Genomic DNA, 18,676 nt, shown 5'->3' on the forward strand with positions numbered 1-18,676 from the left:
CTCCACCGCTCAACCGCTCAACCCGCTCAACCCGCTCAACCGCTCAACCCGCTACGCCGCGTGGCTGGGGCTTGAGAACGGGGGACCCAAGCCCCTGCCACGCGGTCCCCGGAGCCCACCCCCACGGGCTCCGCCGCACCACCCGCCGCCCCACCGACGTCCGGTTGTCCGCCCGGAGTGCTCGTGCGCCCCCTGAAGCCGCGAGTGCCGGACACCCGGAACCCGTGCAGCCCCGATCGCCGTTCGGATCGCGATCGGGGCTGCACATGGTTCAAGGTGCTTGTCAGCCGTGCGTGACGCACTTGTTGGCGCTGTTGGACCACAGTCCCTGGAGGTCGAAGCTGCCGGTGCTCAGCGGCACGAAGGCGTCCATGTTCTCGCACTCGTCGCCGATCTCACCGTTGCCGCCGTTCCAGCCGATGCTCGGCCAGAAGTCGGTGACGGTCTCCGCGTACTCGTGGGTCTCGGTGGACTCGATGCCGGAGAGCATCCGGTTGTCGGTGAGCGTGGTGCAGGCGTCGACACCGAGGTCGGGGATGTAGGGCAGGTTGGTGTAGGCGAGGGTGCCGTAGGAGCTGCTGGTCTTGTCGTGCCAGGCGCAGAACCCGCTGTTGGGGAAGCCGTCCGGGTGCGTGCCGGTCGCCGAGACGATGACGTACTGCGCGTTGAGGTTGGGGGCCTGGGTCTTGTTGCCGAAGTGAGCCGCCGCGCTGGACGCCTCGGAGGCTATCTGGGCGGCGGTGGCGCTGGACGGCGCCGCGTTCGCGTTGTCGAACCAGACGCCGGCGAGCGGGCTGCTCGCGGGGTGGCTGATGTGCGTGCCCTTGGTCCCGCAGTTCGAGGTGCCCTTGGCGACGCCCTCGCAGTACTGGGTGAGGATCGTGCCCCAGGTGTCCTGGCTGCCGTAGAGGCCCTTGAACATCTGCTGCATGTCGGGCGCCACACCCGCCGGGTCGGAGGACCACTGCGAGCCCCAGAAGACCAGGTAGACGGTGGGCTTGGGGGAGACCACGCCGGTACTCGCGGCGGAACGGACGGTCAGCTTGTTGCCGGTAGCCTGGACGCTCTGGACATGGACGGCCGGATGCTGGAGCTTGATTCCCGGGTGTACGGCGGACGCTGACGCGCCGTCAGTGACTGCCGTGGAGTGGGCCTGAGCACCGGACGCGAGCGCGGCGACGCCGAGGACGGCGAGCGAGAGCGCGGCGGCGGTGCGGGACGCGGCCTGCAGGGGACGAAGACGCACAGATACCTCCCAGTGGGGTGGGGTGGTGTGGCGGGCTGCCGGAACGTAATCAATCAGCCGAGGCAAGAGATTGTCTAGGGCATGACATGTATTGCCGAAGAATTTACTTCGCCAACCAGCCCTGGCCGGACAATCTCTGACGGCGGTGCGGGCGGGTTCGGCCCGCCGTCACTGGCCTGACACCCGGTCGGGTGAAGCCCGTTCGGCGGAGGTTGCCTGGGCCGGGGCGGGCTCGTTGGGCCGGGTGTGACTGTGACGCATTCGGCTGCCGCCCCCAGTGGGCGGCGCCGCAGAATCGATCATTCGCCGACCGATCGTCAGCGGCCCGACGAGGCCTCGGTCGACCAAGGGCGGGTTGATCAGGCTCCCGCTGACCGGTCGTCTGCCGGCCCGCTGTCGGCGGGCGAAGAATCGATTCTCCGCCCCGACGAGACGCCCATCTACACCACGCTCGCCGCGCAGTGGCGCCAGGCCGGGCGCACCACACCGGGCCGGCGGGACCGCGAGTGGTCCCGCCTGGTCGCGGGCCTCCCGCAGCGCGGCTGACGGGCCGCCGGGCGGGGGTTCGGTGCCCCGGATGGCTGACTGGCCGTCAGGGGTGTCCGGGTCTCCCTCTCCCGGCCCAATATGCGCCTCTGACCTGCAGTGATGTGCTACCGCTCGGGTACTTGCGGACGCCTCCCGCACCCCCGACGGACCTGTTCTGCTTGCCGGTTTCATCCCGTCATGTGGCTATTGAGACAAGGCATGCAAGAACGCGCTGAGGGCTCGGGCGACGGCGTCCACCCCTGCGCTCGAAATGGAGGTTGGACGTGCGCACTGCGCGAATTCTCACCGGTGTCGGACTGTCGGTTGCGGCACTTGGCCTGTCGGCCGGAGCAGCGCTCGCCGACGACGGACACGGACACGGACGTACCGAGGTGTCCCCGTCGTCGGCCGTCTCCGGCCAGTGGGTCGAGGTGAGTACCACGGCTTGTGGGGAGAGGGTCGACAGCGCCAAGGCCTGGAGCGGCGCTGCCTGGGGCAAGGGCTGGTTCACCCTGACCAAGGAGCGCCGATCGGACGAGCTGACCGGTCAGTTCCGGGTCCGCCGGGACGCCGAGGAGGGCGAGCGGGGCATCACCATCTGGTGCTCCGACGACAAGAAGGTTCACGCCGAGGTCACCGTGTTGGGCCGGCGCCCGCACGGTGCGGTTCGCACCGGTGTCGGCGGTTCTGTCCTGACGGGCAGCACCGCGGAGACGGCGGGCGGCGTGGCCATGCTGGCCGTCGCGGCCGGCGGTGGCGTCTTCCTGGTGCGTCGTCGCGGCCAGGGCAACCAGGCCTGAGCCTGATCTGACGCACAACCACCAGTTCTCCGCAGCCCTGGCGTCCCGAGCGTCAGGGCTGCGGACCGTACAGGAGGCAGTGGGATGATCGTACGTGCGGCCGGATGGCGGATCTGGGCGACACGCCCGCTGATGGTGCTGTTCGGCACCGTGGCGGTGCTCGGCGGACTGCTGGTCCAGCAGGGGACCCATAGCTCGTCCCCACCCCGGCCATCCGCCGCGGACGCGTTGCCGCAGAGCAGCGCGACGTCCGCACCGACCCCTGACACACCGTTCGAGATGCCGCGCTCCGCACCGGTGCGGCTGCTGATCCCGCGCCTCATGCTGGACGCCCCCATCACCGGCGAGCCCCTCGACAGCACCGGCGCGATCACCGTCCCCGACGACACCAACCGGCACCTGGTCGGCTGGTACCAGGACGGCGCCGCGCCCGGCAGCACCGGCACGGCCGTGCTGCTCGGCCACGTCGACACCATGGCGGGACCGGCCGTCTTCTACGGCCTGGGCGTGCTGCACAAGGGCGACACCGTCGCGGTGGTCCGCGCCGACCACAGCACCGCGACCTTCACCGTGGACGGAGTCGACGTCTACCTGAAGAGCCAGTTCCCCGACCAGGTCTACGAGCCGGCGGCCCGGCCCGAGCTGCGCCTGATCACCTGCGGCGGGGCGTACGTCAAGTCCAGCGGCGGCTATCAGGGCAACGTCGTCGTCTACGCCCACCTGCTGAACCCCCCGACCGCCGGGCCGACTCCGACGACCGGTCAGGCCCCGACGTCCGGCGCGAACACGCCCGCTGGTGCGAACCCGGCCGTCGGAGGGACCTCGACCGCCGGAGGGATCCTCACCACGGGAGGGAAGCTGACCGCCGGGGGGATGCTGAGCACGCGGGTGATGCTGACCGCGGAAGGGATCCTGACCGCCGGACGAGTGCCGGCCGCCGGGCCGGCCCCGATCGCGGGAGGGAGCCCCACGGGCTGACGCGTCCCCGCTCGGTCTTGACGCAGTCGGTAGGTTTTGATCATGAGCGAACGCGGGGTGGACGGCAGCGCGGGTGACGCGGACTACGGATCGATCGGCGCGGGCTACAGCGGCTACCGGCAGCCCGACCCGCGGATCGCCGAGATCATCTCCCGGGCGCTGGGGGACGCCGCGACCGTGGTCAACGTGGGCGCCGGCGCCGGCTCGTACGAGTCACCCACGCTGCAGGTCACCGCGGTCGAGCCGTCGGAGTCGATGCGGGCCCAGCGGCCCGCCCACCTGTCGTCGGCCGTGGACGCCACGGCCGAGCGGCTGCCGTTCGCGGACGACGCCTTCGACGCCGCGATGACCACCTTCAGCGTGCACCAGTGGAGCGATCTCACGGCCGGCCTGCGGGAGATGCGGCGGGTGGCCCGCGGCCCCGTCGTCGTCCTCACCTGTGACCCGGACCTGGTGCGTGACTTCTGGCTGTACGACTACGCCCCGCTGGTCCTGGACACCGAGGCCCGGCGCTACCCGGCCGTCGCCGACATCACCGGGGCCCTCGGCGGACAGGCCACGGTCGAGGTGGTCCCGGTGCCGGTCGACTGCACCGACGGCTTCAACGAGGCCTACTACGGCCGCCCCGAGCGGCTGCTCGACCCCGGCGCCCGCCAAGCCTGCTCGGCCTGGAGCTTCGTCGACGCGGAACTGCGCGAGCAGTACACCGAGCACCTCCGCCGCGATCTCGCCTCCGGCGCCTGGGACCGGCGCCACGGCGCGCTGCGCGAACAGCCCGCCCTCAACGGTTCGCTGATCCTCATCCGCGCCCTGCCCTGACCCCCGTACGGCGGCAGGGAACAGCTCAGAGCCCTCGTGGCGGTCCGTCCAGGCCCGCCTCACCCGGGTGGCGCAGGCGGGGCCCCGGTCCGGTCGCGGCCGGGGACATCGGGGTTCAGGCTTGCCGCATGACGACCACGCCCACGCTGTCTCCTGACGACCCCTTCGACGCCACCCTGGGGAGGCTGGCCCGCTCGGCCTGGCAGGCGGTACTGGTGGCGGGGATCGCCGCCGTGGTGGTGGGCATCCTCGCGCTGGTGTGGCCCAAGGCGACGCTGAGCGTGGTGGGGGTGTTCTTCGGCATCTTCCTGCTGATCAGCGGCGTGGTGCAGGTGGTGGCCGCGTTCGGCACCCATGTCTCGACGCCGATGCGGGTGCTGGTCTTCATCAGCGGCGCGATCTGCATCCTGCTGGGCCTGTTCTGCTTCCGGGGCACGCTGGAGTCGATCCTGCTGCTGGCGCTGTGGATCGGCATCGGCTGGCTGTTCCGCGGGATCACCCAGATCGTGGCCGCCGCCTCCGACCCGGGGATGCCCGCCCGCGGCTGGCAGGTCTTCCTCGGCGCTCTCCATGTGGCCGCCGGCGCGGTCCTGATCACCTGGCCGATCAAGTCGGTGCACGTGCTCACCGTGGTCACCGGCTGCTGGCTGCTGGTGGTGGGCGTGGTGGAGGTCGTCACCGCGCTGCGGATCCGCAGCATCACCCGGGACGCGAACCTGTAGGACGGCGCCGGCGATCCGTGTTCCCACCCGGCCGGCGGTCAGCCGGAGGGGTCGAGCGCGGCCCGGGTGGCGGGGCCGTAGACACCGGGCGGGTCGGCGGTGATGCCACGGTCCTGCTGGATCTCGCGGACCGCCTCCTCGGTGGCCTGGTCGTAGCGGCCGTTGACGGTGACCGAGGTCTTGCCCTGGTCGATCAGCAGGGTCTGCAGCCGGGACACCTGCGGTCCGGTCGAACCCGGGCTCAGCGTCCCGTCGGCGGACGGCGACGACGACGCGGTGGAGGTGGACGCCGACGGCGTGGCGGGGCCACCGGCCGAAGCCGGGGCCGACTGCCTGGGACGGGAGGTCCTCGCATCGGTCGGGTGGTCGCCGGTCCGGGGTGCCGCTCCGGCGGCGGAGGTCTGTGCGGCGGACGGCGGGGCCGTGGTGACCGGGGTGGTCGCGGACGGTGGCAGCGCCACGGGCTGCGGAGAGCCGTCGCCGGTCTGCTGCAGCGACCACCACACCAGGGCCGCCGCGCCCAGGCTTGCCACCAGCAACACCGGAACCAGCCAGGACCGGCGGGGCCGGGGCGCGGCGGCGGGGACCCCGGGGAACGTCCCGCCGCGCTGGTGCTCGGCGCGCGTGGCCCGCAGCCGAACCGCCTGCGGGCCCGGCCCGTGGCCGGGTCCGTGGCCGGGTCCGGGCGTGACGTCGGCGCCCGGGGTGGCCATGGTGCCCGGGTACGGGGGCGGCGCGAGGGGCGTCAGTGTCGGGGTGACCGGTGCGGGCGTCGCAGGTTCCGCGTCGGGCCCCAGCCTGGACACATAGGGACGGACCAGGGGGCCGGCAGCGCGGGTGTGGTGCTGATCCTGCTGACCGATCTCATCCATGGGGGACGTTCCTCACCTCGTGCGCGCCGTCGATCCGGTAGGTCCCGGCCTCACGCCCGAGCACGCCACATCGTTCGGACTGGCTCACGGCTTGTCAACTCACCGGGGCCACGCCGGATCGGCGTCGGCCGCGCCCCGCCGAACGCCCCGGCCGTTCGCTCATGGCCAGCAGCGGCAGGAAGACCTGTGCCAGCGGACCGATGGCCAGCGCGTAGACGAGGGTGCCGAGTCCGACCGGGCCGCCGAGCAGCCAGCCGGCGCCGAGCGCGGCCAGTTCGATGCCGGTCCTGACCAGCCGGGTCGAGTGGCCCCGGGCGGCGAGGCCGGTCATCAGCCCGTCACGCGGGCCGGCGCCCAGGCCGGCGCCGATGTAGCAGCCGGTGGCGATCCCGTTGAGCAGCACCGAGAGCAGCAGCAGGGCGCCACGCGTCCAGAGCACGTGCGGAGTCGGGGTGCAGGCCAGCGTCGCGTCGATGACGACGCCGACGAGCACCGCGTCCAGGACGGTGCCGATGCCGGGGCGCTGCCGCAGCGGGATCCAGCAGGCCAGCACCAGCAGGCTGACCAGGATCGAGACGGTGCCGACCGACAGGCCCACCAGCTGGTGCAGGCCCTGGTGCAGCACGGTCCACGGGTCCACGCCGAAGCCGCTGCGCAGCAGCAGTGCGGTGCTGGCCCCGTAGAGGACCAGGCCGAGGTTGAGCTGCACCAGCCGCCGGGCCGGACGGTCCCCGGGAAGGAGCGAACGGACGGCGGTCCAGGGGTGCGGCATGGGGATCCTCGGGATGGCGGGTGGGATTTCATAAGCCTGAACCCTGGCGATCGTTCATGTCCAGCGAGAGTTCCGGCCTGAAACGTTTAGGATGACTGGATGGTCGATCTGGACGTCCGCAGGCTGGAGATCCTGCGCGAGCTCGCCGCGCGGGGCACCGTCACGGCGACCGCCGAGGCGCTGCACATGACCACCTCGGCGGTCTCGCAGCAGCTCGCGGCGCTGTCCCGGCAGGTCGGCGCGCCGATGCTGGAACCGGACGGACGCCGGGTGCGGCTGACCGAGGCGGCCCGGATCCTGCTCGGCCACGCCGAGGCGGTCATCAGCCGGCTGGAGGCGGCGCAGGCCGACCTCGCCGCGTATCTGCACGGCAGCGCGGGCCAGATCCGGATCGCGGCGTTCGCCACCGGCATCCGCGAACTCGTGCTGCCCTCGGTCGGCCTGCTGGCCCGGGAGCGGCCGGGCCTGGCGGTCCGGATCCAGGAGGCCGACCCGGAGCAGGCGCTGCGACGGCTCGCGGCCGGTGACGTCGACATCGCGCTGTCGCTGGAGGCCCAGGACGCGCCCCCGGCTCAGGACCAGCGCTTCGACCAGGTGGTCCTGCTGCTGGATCCGCTGGACCTGGCCCTGCCGGTCGGCCATCCGCTCGCGGGCGCGGCCGGGGTCCGGCTGGCCGACCTGGTCGGCGACCAGTGGATCTTCGGCCGGGGCGGGCCGTGGCACGCGATCACGCTGGCCGCCTGCGCGGCGGCCGGCTTCACCCCGGAGATCGCGCACGAGGCGGAGGGCTGGCCGACGATCCTGGCCATGATCGCGGCCGGTCTCGGGGTCGCCCTCGTCCCCCGGCTGGCCAACGCCGCGCACACCCCCGGCGTCGTGGTCCGCGAGCTGTCCGCGGACCAGCCGCGCCGCCATGTCGTGGCGGTGACCCGCCGGGGCACCGGGCTGGCCCCGCACATCGCCCCCATGCTCACCGCGCTGCGCCGGACCGCCGAGCAGCTTCCCGGATAGCCGGACGGGACGCCGACGAGCGCCGCCGGTCTACCGGCCGAGCTGCCGGTACCAGTCGGCGTGGCGGGGGAAGGCGGCTGCGAAGCCGGGGCCCGGGTCGAGCCGGGTGTCGCGCCAGAGGGGTTCGCTGTCGAACCAGTGGTCGGTGGTGACCATGTCGAGGGCGCGGCGCAGGCCGCCGTCGAGGGCCTGCTGCGCGGTGCCGAGGCTGAGACGTTCCCGCTGCGGCGGCGCGTCGGGGGAGTCCGGGCCGAGCGCGGCGACCGCGCGGACCAGCTCCGCGCAGTGGACCGGGGCCGGGTGGTTGGCGTGGTAGACGGACGCGGTGAGGTCCGCGGCCGGGGCGAGGGCCAGTGCCAGCAGGCCCCGGGCCAGGTCGTCGGCGTCGATCAGGGAGAGCCGGGCGGGCCAGCCCTCGACCTCCCCGGGCAGCGCGCGCAGCAGCGCGGCGAGTCCGGGCACGACCCAGCGGTCGCCGGTGCCGTAGACCAGGTAGGGCCGGGCGACGATGCCGCCGGCCTCCAGCACCGCCTGTTCCGCGCGGGCGCGGGTGCTGCTGGTCGCCGACTCGGGGGCGACGGTCAGCCCGGCGGCGGGGGAGTTTCTGAAGACGCCGCGGCCGTACACGGACGCGGTGCTGAGGTAGACGATCCGGCTGACGCCGGCCCGCGCCGCCTCGCGCAGCAGCGCCCGGGTCCCGTCCACGTTGACGGCCGTGGCGGCGTCCTCCGGGCCGCCGATCAGCGAGGCGCAGTGCACCAGCACGTCCGAGCCCTCGCAGAGACCGCGCAGCGACGCCGGAACGCTCAGGTCGGCCGGGACCGTGACGTGCTCCGCGGCCGGTACGAAGGCCAACGGCCGCCGGTGCACCGCGAGTCGGAGCCGTGGCGGCGATGCGAGCAGGCCGGCGGCGCGGACCACGCGGCCGCCGATGAAGCCGCCCGCGCCGGTGACGGTGATCGTGGCGCCGGTCGCGGCCGTGGTGTCGGTGAGTGTGCTGGCTGCGGGCATGGTCAGTGCAGGGTCCGGGTGGTGACCAGGCAGTCGAACACCGGTTCGTCGGCCTGGTAGCCGGTGACCAGGACCGGGGTGATCCCGGCCCGTAGGTCGGCCTCGTCCGTCATGGCGGTGGAGGCCCGGAGCACGCAGGGCTGGTCGAACTCGACATAGTGCTGGAAGCGGGCCTGCATCCCGGTCGGCACCACGGGCAGTGGGTGGAGTTCGGCGAGTGCGAACTGCCGGGCCGCCTCCAGCAGCACCATGCCGGGGACGTGGTCGACCGGGTGGTCGAACAGCGTGGGGTGGCTCTGGTCGACCCGGAGCAGCCGCGACCCGGACTCGGACGGGGATATCACCACGTCGCCGACCGAGGTGCGGCCCACGATCCGCGGCAGCTCGGCCGGCGGCAGGAACGCGTCCACGCCCATGCCGAACCCGTGGCCCGCGGCGAACCCGTGGCCGGTGCCGCCCGTGCCGGTCTCGCCGAGACGGTTCGCGGCGGTGCCGAGGGCCTGTTCGCCGCGGATCCGCCGGTACGCGGCGGGCGCGAGGCAGGTGAACCCGGCCTGGCCGTGGGCCAGCGCCGCACCCTCGCGGAGCACCGCGACGTCGTAGCGCATACCGGTCAGCCGGGTCCCGCGGCGGCGGATGTCCCGGCAGTTGAGCTGGAGTTCGAGTTCGGTGGGGGTGTCGGAGACGGCGAGGGCGGCCAGCGCGGTGTCGTAGGAGAGGTCGGACATCAGGAACTGATAGTTGAGGGGGACCCCGAACTCCGCGTGCGACACCAGCAGTCCGGCCTGGCGGATCGTCTCCGCGAGCAGCAGCGGATCCTGCCGGCGCCCGTCGAGCGGGGTGAAGAAGGCGTGGCCCCGCGGCCACTGGGCTCTGACCGTGAAGCTTGCGGCGCCGTGCACCTCCCAGTCGGTGAGCAACACTTCGGCCACAGCAGCGCGGTGGACGAACTCCCGTGGCACCGTTCGGGTAAGCCCCGCCCAGGTACCGGTCTCGATCGGACGGTCGGTGAGGGCCGCGGTGGACCTGCTCATGGAGGGGGCTCCTGGAACTCTGGGAGGGTTTTGGACGGGTATGTGGTGAGTTTTGGGAGTCCGGGTACCTGACCTCCCGTGTCGCGGCTAACATACAGAGGAGTCGGTTTGTTTGTCATCGAGCAGAAGGACCGACTCGAGTCGTCCGGCCCGGGCGAGGGACGGGAGGGCGACCGAGCGGAGGAGGGGCCATGGCCCAGCAGGAACGAGCAGTCCGGACACGGCAGGCGATCCTGCTTGCCGCCGCGTCCGTCTTCGACGAGCGCGGTTACGAGGCGGCCAGCATCACCGAGGTGCTGAGCCGGTGTCAGATGACCAAGGGGGCGCTGTACTTCCACTTCTCCTCGAAGGAGGAGCTGGCCCGCGGGGTGATCGAGGCCCAAGTCAGTGACCTGGTCATCCCGGACTGCCCGAGCAAGCTGCAGAGCCTGGTCGATCTGACCCAGCTCATCGCCCAGCGGCTGCGCACCGACGTGCTGCTCCGGGCCGGGATAAGGATGACGGTCGAGCAGGGGACCTTCGTGGGCGGGATGACCGGCCCGTACCAGGAGTGGATCAACGTCTGCCAGGACCTGCTGGAGAAGTCCAAGGAGGCGGGCGAACTGCTCCCCTATACCGATCCGATGGAGGTGGCGCAGTTGGTGGTCGGGGCGTTCACCGGCTTCCAGCTGATCTCCCAGGTGTACTCGGGGCGGGAGGACCTGCCCGGTCGGCTCTCCTCCTTCTGGCGCTGCCTGCTTCCGGGGATCGCCGTGGCGGGTGTGCTTTCGCACATCGACGCCGACCGTGTCCCGGCGGCGGTCGAGCCGCTGGTCCCCGCCTAGTTCGCCCCCTTGATCTCCCCGCGTGGAAGAACCCGGGCGAAGCCTGACCTGGTCATTGACCTGTACCTGTCTCTTTGTTCGATTCGAGCCCCGTGGTGGGAGGTGACGTCTGACGCGTTGACAAACAGACCGGTCGGTTTGCTACCGTCGGGGCGTATCGGCCGTTCACGGGGGCTGCCGAGCCGAGCAGGGAGACTGACGTGCGCACTTCCCTTCCAGGTCGCGCCACTGTGGCCGGCACCCACCGGCTGAACCGGCGCCTCGACGAGGTCTGCGGGAGCCTGCTGGCCTCGCTGAGCCGTCGCGACCAGCGCGAGACCGGGGCACGCTACGTCCAGGGTCTGGTCTCCCTGGACGGGCGGAAGACGATGCGCGCCATCGCCGAGCTCTTCGGCGGCGGCGCGGTCCAGCAGCGGATGCAGCACTTCATCAGCAACTCCTCCTGGGACTGGATGCCGGTGCGCGCCGCGCTGGCCGAGTTGGCGACGGAGGTGCTCGATCCCGAGGCCCTGGTGGTGCGGCCGATGCTGGTGCCCAAGTCGGGCACCCACTCGGTCGGCGTCGAGCGCCGTTACGTCCAGGGGCTCGGGCAGACCATGAGCGGCCAGCAGGCCGTGGGGGCCTGGCTCGCGGCCGACACCGCCGCGGCCCCGGTGAACTGGAAGCTGGCGCTGCCCGAGTCCTGGCTGGCCGACGAGGAACGGCGGCGGCGGGCCGGCATCCCGGACGGCTGCGGGGAGAGATTCCCCGGCGACCTCGCCACCCATGCGGCGCTGGAACTCGCGGTCGGGGGTGTCGACGGCGCGCCGCTGCCGGTGGTGCTCGCCGCGGCCGGGCTGGACCTGGCGGCCTGCCTGGACCGGTTCGCCGAGGCGGCCGTCCCGGTGCTGCTCCCGATCGGCGGCGCCGAGCGGGTGCTGGTGACCGCGCAGGACCTGCCGGGCCGCAGCAACCGGGAACTGTCGGCCCGTCACCTCGCCGAGCTGCTCGGCACCCTGCGCCAGCCCGTCGGCTGGTACGACCCCACCCACTCGGCACCGCGCCGCAGTTGCGCGCTGACGGTGCCGGTGCGGCTGCCGTCACGCCCGCGCCGTCCGCTGCGGCTACTCGCGGAGTGGGACCAGTCCGGCCGGATCCCGGACCGGCTCTGGCTGACCAGCCTGCCGGACCACTCCGCCGCCGAACTGCTGCGGATGGCCAAGCTGCCGCTGCGGGTGGACCACGACGTCGAGCGGGTCACCAAGCCGGTCGGTATCCACGACTTCGAGGGCCGCTCCTTCCCCGGCTGGCACCGGCACGCCACGCTGGCCTCGGTGGCCCACGCGCTCACCGTCCTGGACGACCTCGACCGGGCCAGGGCCGTGGCCCTTCCGCAGGCCTCGTAGGCCCCTCCCGGGGTCGTCGCCGGCCGAGCCGGCCAGGCCGAGCCGGCCAGGCCGAGCTGACCAAGTCCCCGGGTATCTGACGAAGTGCGGTTCGGCCATTGTTCCGAACACCCCGTGAATGTGCAGACTGCTGTCGCAGCAGGAATTGAGCAGCCGCCTCGAAGTGGCGCGCGCATTCACCGTGGGGGAAGGCATCCTGTGAGTACTCTGACGACGTGGCCGGAATATCCGACGGTTGCGTCAGGGCCGGTCACGGCCGATATCGAATTCCTTCGGACACTGCCCGCCGAACAGCAGCCGGAATGGGACGACCAGCTCGGTCTCGACCAGGCGTCGGCGGAACTGGCGCGGATGCCCGCGCTGGTGGAGCGGGAGGAGGTCCGGGCCCTGCGGGCGCTGCTCGCGGAGGTCGCGGCGGGCCGGATCCTGGTGCTCCAGGCCGGCGACTGCGCCGAGGACCCGGCCGAGTGCACCCTGCCGCACATCGTGCGCAAGGCCGCGCTGCTGGACATCCTGGCCGGGGTGATGAAGCTGGGATCGGGCAAGCCGGTGCTGCGGGTGGGACGCATCGCCGGGCAGTTCAGCAAGCCCCGGTCCCGGCCCACCGAACAGGTCGACGGCCGCGAACTGCCGGTGTTCCGGGGGCACCTGGTCAACTCTCCCGAGCCGACCGCGCAGCGGCGCCGCCCGCAGCCGGAGCGGCTGCTCACCGGCTACCGCGCGGCCAGGGCCGCGGTCGACATCCTGCGGCACCGGCAGCTCGGCGGCGGCCCGACCGTGGAGGCCCCGGTCTGGACCAGCCACGAGGCACTGCTGCTGGACTACGAACTGCCGTTGCTGCGCCGGGACGAGGACGGCCGAACCGTGCTCACCTCGACGCACTGGCCCTGGATCGGGGACCGTACCCGGCAGGTCGACGGCTCCCACGTGGCGATGCTGGCGATGGTGGCCAACCCGGTGGCCTGCAAGGTCGGCCCGACCATGGGGACCGCCGATCTGCTGGCCCTGTGCGAGCAGTTGGACCCGCACCGGGAGCCGGGCCGGCTCACGCTGATCTCCCGGATGGGCGCGGACGCCGTCGGCTCCCGGCTGGCGCCGCTGGTCGAGGCGGTCCAGTCGGCCGGGCACCCGGTGATCTGGCTCTGCGACCCGATGCACGGCAACACCCGCAGCACGCCGAGCGGACTGAAGACCCGCGTGCTGGAGGACATCGTCGCCGAGGTCACCGGCTTCCAGCAGGCGGTCCTCGGCGCCGGCGGCGTGGCCGGTGGCCTGCATCTGGAGACCACGCCGGAGCAGGTGCGCGAGTGCGTCGCCGAGCAGGACCGGCGCGACGCGCCGGAGGGTCAGGACCCCTGGGACCTGTCCGGCGGCTGCTACACCAGCGCCTGCGATCCCCGGCTCAACCCGCAGCAGGCGATCACGGTCGCCTCGGCCTGGAGGTACTGAACGATGTCGGAGCTCACAGCGGTGCCCGGCGACCGGGCCGGCGGCGACCGCCCGTTCGGCTGTCCGCCCGCCCGCGGTCCGGCCGCCGCGGGTCCGTTCGCCCCCGGTGCGGCCGCCGCCGGCCAGGGTGTCGGCGACCCGGCCATGAGCGGACGGGTCGCACTGGTCACCGGCGCGGCCGGGGGCATCGGCGCGGCCGTGGTCGAGCAGTTGGCCCGGCTGGGCGTCCAGGTGGCGGCCGTGGACCGGGACGCCGACGCGTTGACCGTCCTGGTCGGGCAGCTCGCCGCGCAGGGCCTGCCGGTGCGGGAGTTCCCGGCCGACGTCAGCAGCAGCGCCGAGGTCGACGCCGTGGTCGCGGCGGTCGAGCAGCACCTGGGGCCGATCGACTACCTGGTCAACGGCGCCGGGGTGCTGCGCCTGGGCCGGGCCGCCGAACTGACCGACGACGACTGGGCCGCGACCTTCGCGGTGAACACCCTGGGCGTGTTCCAGGTGTCCCGGGCCGTGGTCGGCCGGATGACCGCCCGGCGGCGCGGGGCGGTCGTGACGGTGGCGTCCAACGCGGCGGCCACGCCGCGCACCGGGATGGCCGCCTACGCCGCCTCCAAGGCCGCGGCGTCGATGTTCACCCGCTGCCTCGGTCTCGAGGTCGCCCGCCACGGCATCCGCAGCAACGTGGTGGCCCCCGGTTCGACCGAGACCGCGATGCTGACGGCGCTCTGGGACAGCGGCGCGGGACCCGAGTCGTCCATTGCCGGAATTCCCGGGGAGTTCCGTACCGGAATTCCGCTGGGGAAACTCGCGCAACCCGCCGACATCGCCGCCGCCGTGGTCTTCCTGCTCTCGGACCGGGCCGGCCACATCACGCTCCAGGAACTCACCGTCGACGGTGGCGCGTCGCTCGGCCACTGAAGCTCGGCCACTGAAAGAGGACACCATGCCGGGAATTCCCGTTATCGAGCCCTATCCGATGCCGGTGGCAGCCGAACTGCCCGCCAACACGGCCGAATGGACCGTCGACCCGGAGCGCGCGGTGCTCCTGGTCCACGACATGCAGCGCTTCTTCCTGCGGCCGTTCGTCGAATCGGCCCAGCCCGTCGGCGACCTGGTGCGCAACGCCTCGCGGCTGCGCGGGCACGCCGTGCGCAACGGCGTGCCCATCGCCTACACCGCCCAGCCCGGCGGCATGACCCCGCAGGAGCGCGGTCTGCTCAAGGACTTCTGGGGGCCGGGGATGACCCCCAGCGCCGAGGACCGCACCGTGGTCCCGCCGATCGCCCCGGACGAGCCGGACTGGGTCTTCGTGAAGTGGCGCTACAGCGCGTTCCACCGGACCGACCTGCTGGACCGGATGCGCACGGCCGGCCGCGACCAGCTGCTGGTCTGCGGCGTCTACGCGCACGTCGGCGTGCTCACCACGCTCAACGACGCGTTCGCGCACGACATCCAGTCCTTCCTGGTCGCGGACGCCGTCGCGGACTTCTCCGCCGACTACCACCAGCAGGCACTGCGGTACGCCGCCGAGCGCTGCGCGATGGTCCTCAGCACCGACCAGGTCATCAAGGAGTTGCCGTGACCGATGGAGCCGTCGCCCCACTGCTGGACCGGGTGCTGTCGCTGCGCACCCCCGCGTTCGCTTTGCTGCACCGCCCCGGCGCGGGCCGCGGGGACCGGGTGGACGTGCTGTCCGGAGCGGTCACCACCGTCCCGGCGCTGGCCGACCTGCCGCTGGCCGAGCTGCCACCGGCCGACCCGGCGTTGCCGACCGGTGCGCCGGCTGCGGACGAAGTCGGCGCCGCCGCCCACGAGTTGCTGGTGCTGGTGCCGTACCGGCAGATCAGGGAACGTGGCTTCGCGGGCGTCGACGACGGCACCCCGCTCCAGGTGATGCGGGTGGACGAGCAGGCCGAGGTGCCGCTGGACCTGCTGCTGCACCGGCTGCCGGACACCCCGGCGCAGACCGGCGACAGCCGTTTCGACATCGACGACGCGCGCTACCAGGAGCTGGTGCGGCAGGTCGTGGACCAGGAGATCGGCCAGGGCAGGGGTGCCAACTTCGTCCTCAAGCGCACCGTCACCGTCGACGTCACCGACTACTCCCTCGACCACGCGCTGGCGTTCTTCGGACGGCTGCTGCGCGCCGAGTCCGGCGTCTACTGGACCTTCGTCATCCACACCGGCGAGCGCACCCTGATCGGCGCGACTCCGGAGCGCCACATCAGCGTGGACCACGGCACGGCCGTGATGAACCCCATCAGCGGCACCTACCGCTATCCCGCCACCGGCCCCACGCTCCCCGGGGTGATGGACTTCCTGGCCGACCGCAAGGAGGCCGACGAGCTCTACATGGTGGTCGACGAGGAACTCAAGATGATGGCCCGGATCTGCGAGTCGGGCGGCCGGGTGGTCGGCCCCTACCTCAAGGAGATGGCGCGGCTCGCCCACACCGAGTACTTCATCGAGGGCCGCACCTCGCGCGACGTCCGCGAGATCCTGCGGGAGACCCTGTTCGCCCCGACCGTGACCGGGAGCCCGCTGGAGAGCGCCAGCGAGGTCATCCACCGGTACGAGCCGGAGGGGCGCGGGTACTACAGCGGCGTGGCCGCGCTGATCGGACGGGACACCGCCGGCGGCCGCGCCCTGGACTCCGCGATCCTGATCCGCACGGCGGACGTGGACCCCGGCGGCCGGGTCCGGATCGGCGTCGGCGCGACCCTGGTGCGGCACTCCGACCCGGCCTCCGAGGTGGCCGAGACACGGGCCAAGGCGGCCGGGCTGCTCCAGGCGCTCAGCGGGACACGGCCCTCGGCGGGCTTCGGCTCGCACCCGGAGGTGCGGCGGGCGCTGGCCCGGCGGAACGAGACCATCTCCGGCTTCTGGCTCGGCAGCGGCTCCGAACGGCTGCCGCTGGGTGACGAGTTGACCGGGATGCGGATTCTGGTGGTGGACGCCGAGGACACCTTCACCTCGATGATCGCCCATCAACTGGGCTCGCTGGGGCCAGAGGTGACCGTTCGTCGGTTCGACGACGAGTACCGGTTCGAGGACCACGACCTGGTGGTGCTCGGCCCCGGCCCCGGCGACCCGCGCGCGGAGGACGACCCCAAGATCGCCAGACTGCGGGCAGCCGTACGGAAGTTGCTGGCCGAGGACCGCCCGTTCCTGGCGGTCTGCCTGAGCCACCAGGTGCTCTGCACCGAGCTCGGCCTGGAACTGGTCCGCCGGGACACGCCCAACCAGGGCGTGCAGCGCGAGATCGACCTGTTCGGGCGGCGCACCAGGGTCGGCTTCTACAACACCTTCGCGGCCCGCGCGGACGCCGACCGGATCGGCCCGCTCCAGGTCAGCCGCGATCCCGGCACCGGCGAGGTGCACGCCCTGCGGGCGCCGCGCTTCGGCTCGATGCAGTTCCACGCCGAGTCGGTGCTGACCGAGGACGGCGTGAGCATCCTGCGCGACGCCGTCGCCGCACTCGGGCTGCGCCCGCGTCTGGCGGCCCCGGCGGCGTCCGGTACCGCGCCGGTGGCCGCAGCCGCGCACTGACGCGGCACCGAGTGAAGCAGACCGAAGCACCGACCGAAGCACTGATGGCAGTACGAGAGAGGGATACCCATGCACTGTGTCGTCGTCTGGTGGGATCTCGCGGGATCGGGCCGGACCATCGAGTCGCTGCGCCCCTTCCTGCGCGACGAGGCCGTCCCGCGCTTCTCCGCCGTCCCCGGGCTGTGCCTGAAGGTGTGGGTCTCCGACCCGGCCACCGAGCGCTGGGGCGCGGTGCTGCTGTGGGAGTCGGCCGAGGCGGCCGCGGCCGCGGCCGGTCTGCCGAACCGCGCGGCGGAGCTGATCGGCCGGCCGCCGTCCCAGCGTTCCGCCTTCGACATCGAGGCCGTCGTCGAGGGACGGCACGACCTGACCTCGCTCAGCGGCCTCGGCCTGGCGCTGGGGGCGGACCGATGACGACGATCCTCATCGCCGGCGGCGGCATCGGCGGCCTGGCCGCCGCGCTCGCCGCCGCCGGGGCCGGGCACCGGGTGACCGTGCTGGAACGGCAGGGCGCGTTCGCCGAACTGGGCGCCGGCATCCAGATCGCACCCAACGGCTTCCAGGCCCTGGATCGGCTCGGCGTCGGCGACGTGGTGCGGGCCCGGGCCGTCCACGTCGACGAACTGCGGCTGATGGACGGCACCACCGGCGCCAGGGTCCAGCGCCTGCCGCTGGACGACCGCTACCGCGCCCGCTTCGGCAACCCCTACGCCGTCGTCCACCGCGCGGACCTGCACGCGGCGCTGCTGGCGGCCTGCCGCGACTCGGAGCGGATCACGCTGCGCGGCGGCAGTACGGTCACCGGCTACACCCGGTGGGACGGCGGGGTCGAACTCCGTCTGGACGGCGGCGCGTCGCTGTCCGGGGACGCCCTGGTCGGCGCGGACGGGATCCGCTCCGCGATCCGCGCCCGGCTGATCGGCGACGGCGAGCCGCTGGTGTCCGGCCACACCATCTACCGCTCGGTGATCCCGATGGACGAGGTCCCCGCCGAACTGCGCTGGAACGCGGTGACGCTGTGGGCTGGACCCGGCTGGCACTTCGTCCACTACCCGATCGGCGGCGGGCGGTTCCTCAACCTGGCGGCCACCCGCGACAACGGCGCCACGGTCGCGGTGACCGGACTGGAGGCCCCCAGGGACCTGGTTCTCCGCGCCTTCCCGGAGCTCGGCGACACCGCGCGCCGGCTGCTGGAGCTGGGCCGGGAGTGGCGCGAGTGGGTGCTCTGCGACCGCGACCCGGTGTCCGGCTGGACCGACGGGCCGGTGGCGCTGCTCGGCGACGCGGCCCACCCCATGCTCCAGTACGCGGCCCAGGGCGCCTGCATGGCCCTGGAGGACGCCGTCGTCCTGGGCAGGGCGCTGGCCGGGGCACGGGACGGCGGCGACTGCGCCGAGGCGTTCGCGGCGTACGAGGCGGAGCGTGGCGAGCGCACCGCGCGGACCACGCTGGTCGCCCGCGAGATGGGGCGGCAGCTCTACCATCCGCGCGGCGCCGAGGCGTTGGCCCGCAACGCGTACCTCTCCGGGCTGTCGACCGAGGAGTTGCACGGGAAGGTGTCCTGGCTGCATGCCGGGCCCCCGGACGCTCCCGGCGGCCTCGCGGCGGCCCTCCCCGCCCCGGCCGCGGCGGCCGGGCCGGCGTCCGTATCCGTCACCTGACCAAGTCGCCATCCGGCC

General features: G+C 72.9%; 18 protein-coding genes. 13 read left to right on the forward strand and 5 right to left on the reverse strand.

Going from position 1 to position 18,676, the window contains the following annotated elements; all coding sequences use genetic code 11:
• Nucleotides 1-283 precede the first annotated feature (283 nt).
• Nucleotides 284-1,246: a hypothetical protein gene (locus tag ABH925_RS22090; RefSeq protein WP_370150481.1), complete on the reverse strand. Its 963-nt coding sequence runs from the start codon at nucleotides 1,244-1,246 to the stop codon at nucleotides 284-286.
• A gap of 812 nt (nucleotides 1,247-2,058) precedes the next feature.
• Here ABH925_RS22090 and ABH925_RS22095 point away from each other — a divergent pair.
• The 4 genes from ABH925_RS22095 to ABH925_RS22110 all read left to right on the forward strand — a co-directional run bounded on the left by ABH925_RS22095 (nucleotide 2,059) and on the right by ABH925_RS22110 (nucleotide 5,093).
• Nucleotides 2,059-2,574 (forward strand): hypothetical protein, encoded by a 516-nt coding sequence (locus ABH925_RS22095; RefSeq protein ID WP_370150482.1) that lies wholly within the window; start codon nucleotides 2,059-2,061, stop codon nucleotides 2,572-2,574.
• Nucleotides 2,575-2,658: 84 nt separating this feature from the next.
• The gene (locus tag ABH925_RS22100; RefSeq protein ID WP_370150483.1) at nucleotides 2,659-3,552 is read left to right on the forward strand and encodes a class F sortase; all 894 of its coding nucleotides are present in this window, start codon (nucleotides 2,659-2,661) and stop codon (nucleotides 3,550-3,552) included.
• Between the two features lie 42 nt (nucleotides 3,553-3,594).
• Nucleotides 3,595-4,371 carry a class I SAM-dependent methyltransferase gene (locus ABH925_RS22105; RefSeq protein ID WP_370150485.1) on the forward strand — a complete coding sequence of 259 codons (777 nt, stop codon included), beginning with the start codon at nucleotides 3,595-3,597 and terminating at the stop codon, nucleotides 4,369-4,371.
• Between the two features lie 128 nt (nucleotides 4,372-4,499).
• Nucleotides 4,500-5,093 (forward strand): HdeD family acid-resistance protein, encoded by a 594-nt coding sequence (locus ABH925_RS22110; protein WP_370150486.1) that lies wholly within the window; start codon nucleotides 4,500-4,502, stop codon nucleotides 5,091-5,093.
• Nucleotides 5,094-5,131: 38 nt separating this feature from the next.
• On the opposite strand, the gene ABH925_RS22115 is transcribed toward ABH925_RS22110, so the two are convergent.
• Nucleotides 5,132-5,965, reverse strand: a complete 834-nt coding sequence (locus ABH925_RS22115) for a peptidoglycan-binding protein (protein WP_370150487.1) — start codon at nucleotides 5,963-5,965, stop codon at nucleotides 5,132-5,134.
• 94 nt (nucleotides 5,966-6,059) lie between these two features.
• On the reverse strand, nucleotides 6,060-6,737 hold the full coding sequence (locus ABH925_RS22120) for a YitT family protein (RefSeq protein ID WP_370150488.1): 678 nt from the start codon (nucleotides 6,735-6,737) through the stop codon (nucleotides 6,060-6,062).
• A 99-nt stretch (nucleotides 6,738-6,836) separates the two neighbouring features.
• Between ABH925_RS22120 and ABH925_RS22125 the strand changes: the two genes are divergently transcribed.
• Nucleotides 6,837-7,748 carry a LysR family transcriptional regulator gene (locus ABH925_RS22125; protein WP_370150489.1) on the forward strand — a complete coding sequence of 304 codons (912 nt, stop codon included), beginning with the start codon at nucleotides 6,837-6,839 and terminating at the stop codon, nucleotides 7,746-7,748.
• Between the two features lie 30 nt (nucleotides 7,749-7,778).
• Here the strand turns inward: ABH925_RS22125 and ABH925_RS22130 are convergent, their stop codons facing one another.
• Together ABH925_RS22130 and ABH925_RS22135 are read right to left on the reverse strand one after the other, a co-directional pair.
• Nucleotides 7,779-8,759, reverse strand: a complete 981-nt coding sequence (locus ABH925_RS22130; RefSeq protein WP_370150490.1) for an NAD-dependent epimerase/dehydratase family protein — start codon at nucleotides 8,757-8,759, stop codon at nucleotides 7,779-7,781.
• A 2-nt stretch (nucleotides 8,760-8,761) separates the two neighbouring features.
• Nucleotides 8,762-9,793, reverse strand: coding sequence for a ScbA/BarX family gamma-butyrolactone biosynthesis protein (locus tag ABH925_RS22135; RefSeq protein ID WP_370150491.1), 1,032 nt, complete (start codon nucleotides 9,791-9,793; stop codon nucleotides 8,762-8,764).
• A gap of 191 nt (nucleotides 9,794-9,984) precedes the next feature.
• Between ABH925_RS22135 and ABH925_RS22140 the strand changes: the two genes are divergently transcribed.
• The 8 genes from ABH925_RS22140 (at nucleotide 9,985) to ABH925_RS22175 (ending at nucleotide 18,658) form a co-directional block, all read left to right on the forward strand.
• Nucleotides 9,985-10,617 (forward strand): ScbR family autoregulator-binding transcription factor, encoded by a 633-nt coding sequence (locus tag ABH925_RS22140; protein ID WP_370150492.1) that lies wholly within the window; start codon nucleotides 9,985-9,987, stop codon nucleotides 10,615-10,617.
• Nucleotides 10,618-10,817: 200 nt separating this feature from the next.
• A complete protein-coding gene (locus tag ABH925_RS22145; protein WP_370150493.1) occupies nucleotides 10,818-12,002 on the forward strand; it encodes an IS701 family transposase in 1,185 nt (394 codons plus the stop codon).
• A gap of 207 nt (nucleotides 12,003-12,209) precedes the next feature.
• On the forward strand, nucleotides 12,210-13,451 hold the full coding sequence (locus ABH925_RS22150; protein WP_370150601.1) for a 3-deoxy-7-phosphoheptulonate synthase: 1,242 nt from the start codon (nucleotides 12,210-12,212) through the stop codon (nucleotides 13,449-13,451).
• A 144-nt stretch (nucleotides 13,452-13,595) separates the two neighbouring features.
• Complete coding sequence (locus ABH925_RS22155) at nucleotides 13,596-14,366, forward strand: 2,3-dihydro-2,3-dihydroxybenzoate dehydrogenase (RefSeq protein ID WP_370150602.1); 771 nt, start codon at nucleotides 13,596-13,598, stop codon at nucleotides 14,364-14,366.
• Between the two features lie 25 nt (nucleotides 14,367-14,391).
• Nucleotides 14,392-15,030, forward strand: coding sequence for an isochorismatase family protein (locus ABH925_RS22160; RefSeq protein WP_370150494.1), 639 nt, complete (start codon nucleotides 14,392-14,394; stop codon nucleotides 15,028-15,030).
• Nucleotides 15,027-16,997: an anthranilate synthase family protein gene (locus ABH925_RS22165; RefSeq protein WP_370150495.1), complete on the forward strand. Its 1,971-nt coding sequence runs from the start codon at nucleotides 15,027-15,029 to the stop codon at nucleotides 16,995-16,997. The genes ABH925_RS22160 and ABH925_RS22165 overlap by 4 nt, the downstream gene beginning before the upstream one ends.
• Nucleotides 16,998-17,066: 69 nt before the next feature.
• A complete protein-coding gene (locus ABH925_RS22170; RefSeq protein WP_370150496.1) occupies nucleotides 17,067-17,411 on the forward strand; it encodes a hypothetical protein in 345 nt (114 codons plus the stop codon).
• The gene (locus ABH925_RS22175) at nucleotides 17,408-18,658 is read left to right on the forward strand and encodes a 3-hydroxybenzoate 6-monooxygenase (RefSeq protein WP_370150498.1); all 1,251 of its coding nucleotides are present in this window, start codon (nucleotides 17,408-17,410) and stop codon (nucleotides 18,656-18,658) included. The genes ABH925_RS22170 and ABH925_RS22175 overlap by 4 nt, the downstream gene beginning before the upstream one ends.
• Nucleotides 18,659-18,676: the final 18 nt, after the last annotated feature.

This window comes from Streptacidiphilus sp. EB129 (assembly GCF_041262645.1).
Taxonomy (GTDB): Bacteria; Actinomycetota; Actinomycetes; order Streptomycetales; family Streptomycetaceae; genus Streptacidiphilus.

Bases quoted from the DNA above. Each gene is read 5' to 3' on its own strand.
- ABH925_RS22120 (WP_370150488.1), bottom strand. From the start codon at position 6,737: ATGCCGCACCCCTGGACCGCCGTCCGTTCGCTCCTTCCCGGGGACCGT.
- ABH925_RS22105 (WP_370150485.1), top strand. From the start codon at position 3,595: ATGAGCGAACGCGGGGTGGACGGCAGCGCGGGTGACGCGGACTACGGA.
- ABH925_RS22175 (WP_370150498.1), top strand. From the start codon at position 17,408: ATGACGACGATCCTCATCGCCGGCGGCGGCATCGGCGGCCTGGCCGCC.
- ABH925_RS22140 (WP_370150492.1), top strand. From the start codon at position 9,985: ATGGCCCAGCAGGAACGAGCAGTCCGGACACGGCAGGCGATCCTGCTT.
- ABH925_RS22170 (WP_370150496.1), top strand. From the start codon at position 17,067: ATGCACTGTGTCGTCGTCTGGTGGGATCTCGCGGGATCGGGCCGGACC.
- ABH925_RS22110 (WP_370150486.1), top strand. From the start codon at position 4,500: ATGACGACCACGCCCACGCTGTCTCCTGACGACCCCTTCGACGCCACC.
- ABH925_RS22100 (WP_370150483.1), top strand. From the start codon at position 2,659: ATGATCGTACGTGCGGCCGGATGGCGGATCTGGGCGACACGCCCGCTG.
- ABH925_RS22160 (WP_370150494.1), top strand. From the start codon at position 14,392: ATGCCGGGAATTCCCGTTATCGAGCCCTATCCGATGCCGGTGGCAGCC.
- ABH925_RS22125 (WP_370150489.1), top strand. From the start codon at position 6,837: ATGGTCGATCTGGACGTCCGCAGGCTGGAGATCCTGCGCGAGCTCGCC.
- ABH925_RS22135 (WP_370150491.1), bottom strand. From the start codon at position 9,793: ATGAGCAGGTCCACCGCGGCCCTCACCGACCGTCCGATCGAGACCGGT.
- ABH925_RS22130 (WP_370150490.1), bottom strand. From the start codon at position 8,759: ATGCCCGCAGCCAGCACACTCACCGACACCACGGCCGCGACCGGCGCC.
- ABH925_RS22115 (WP_370150487.1), bottom strand. From the start codon at position 5,965: ATGGATGAGATCGGTCAGCAGGATCAGCACCACACCCGCGCTGCCGGC.
- ABH925_RS22155 (WP_370150602.1), top strand. From the start codon at position 13,596: ATGAGCGGACGGGTCGCACTGGTCACCGGCGCGGCCGGGGGCATCGGC.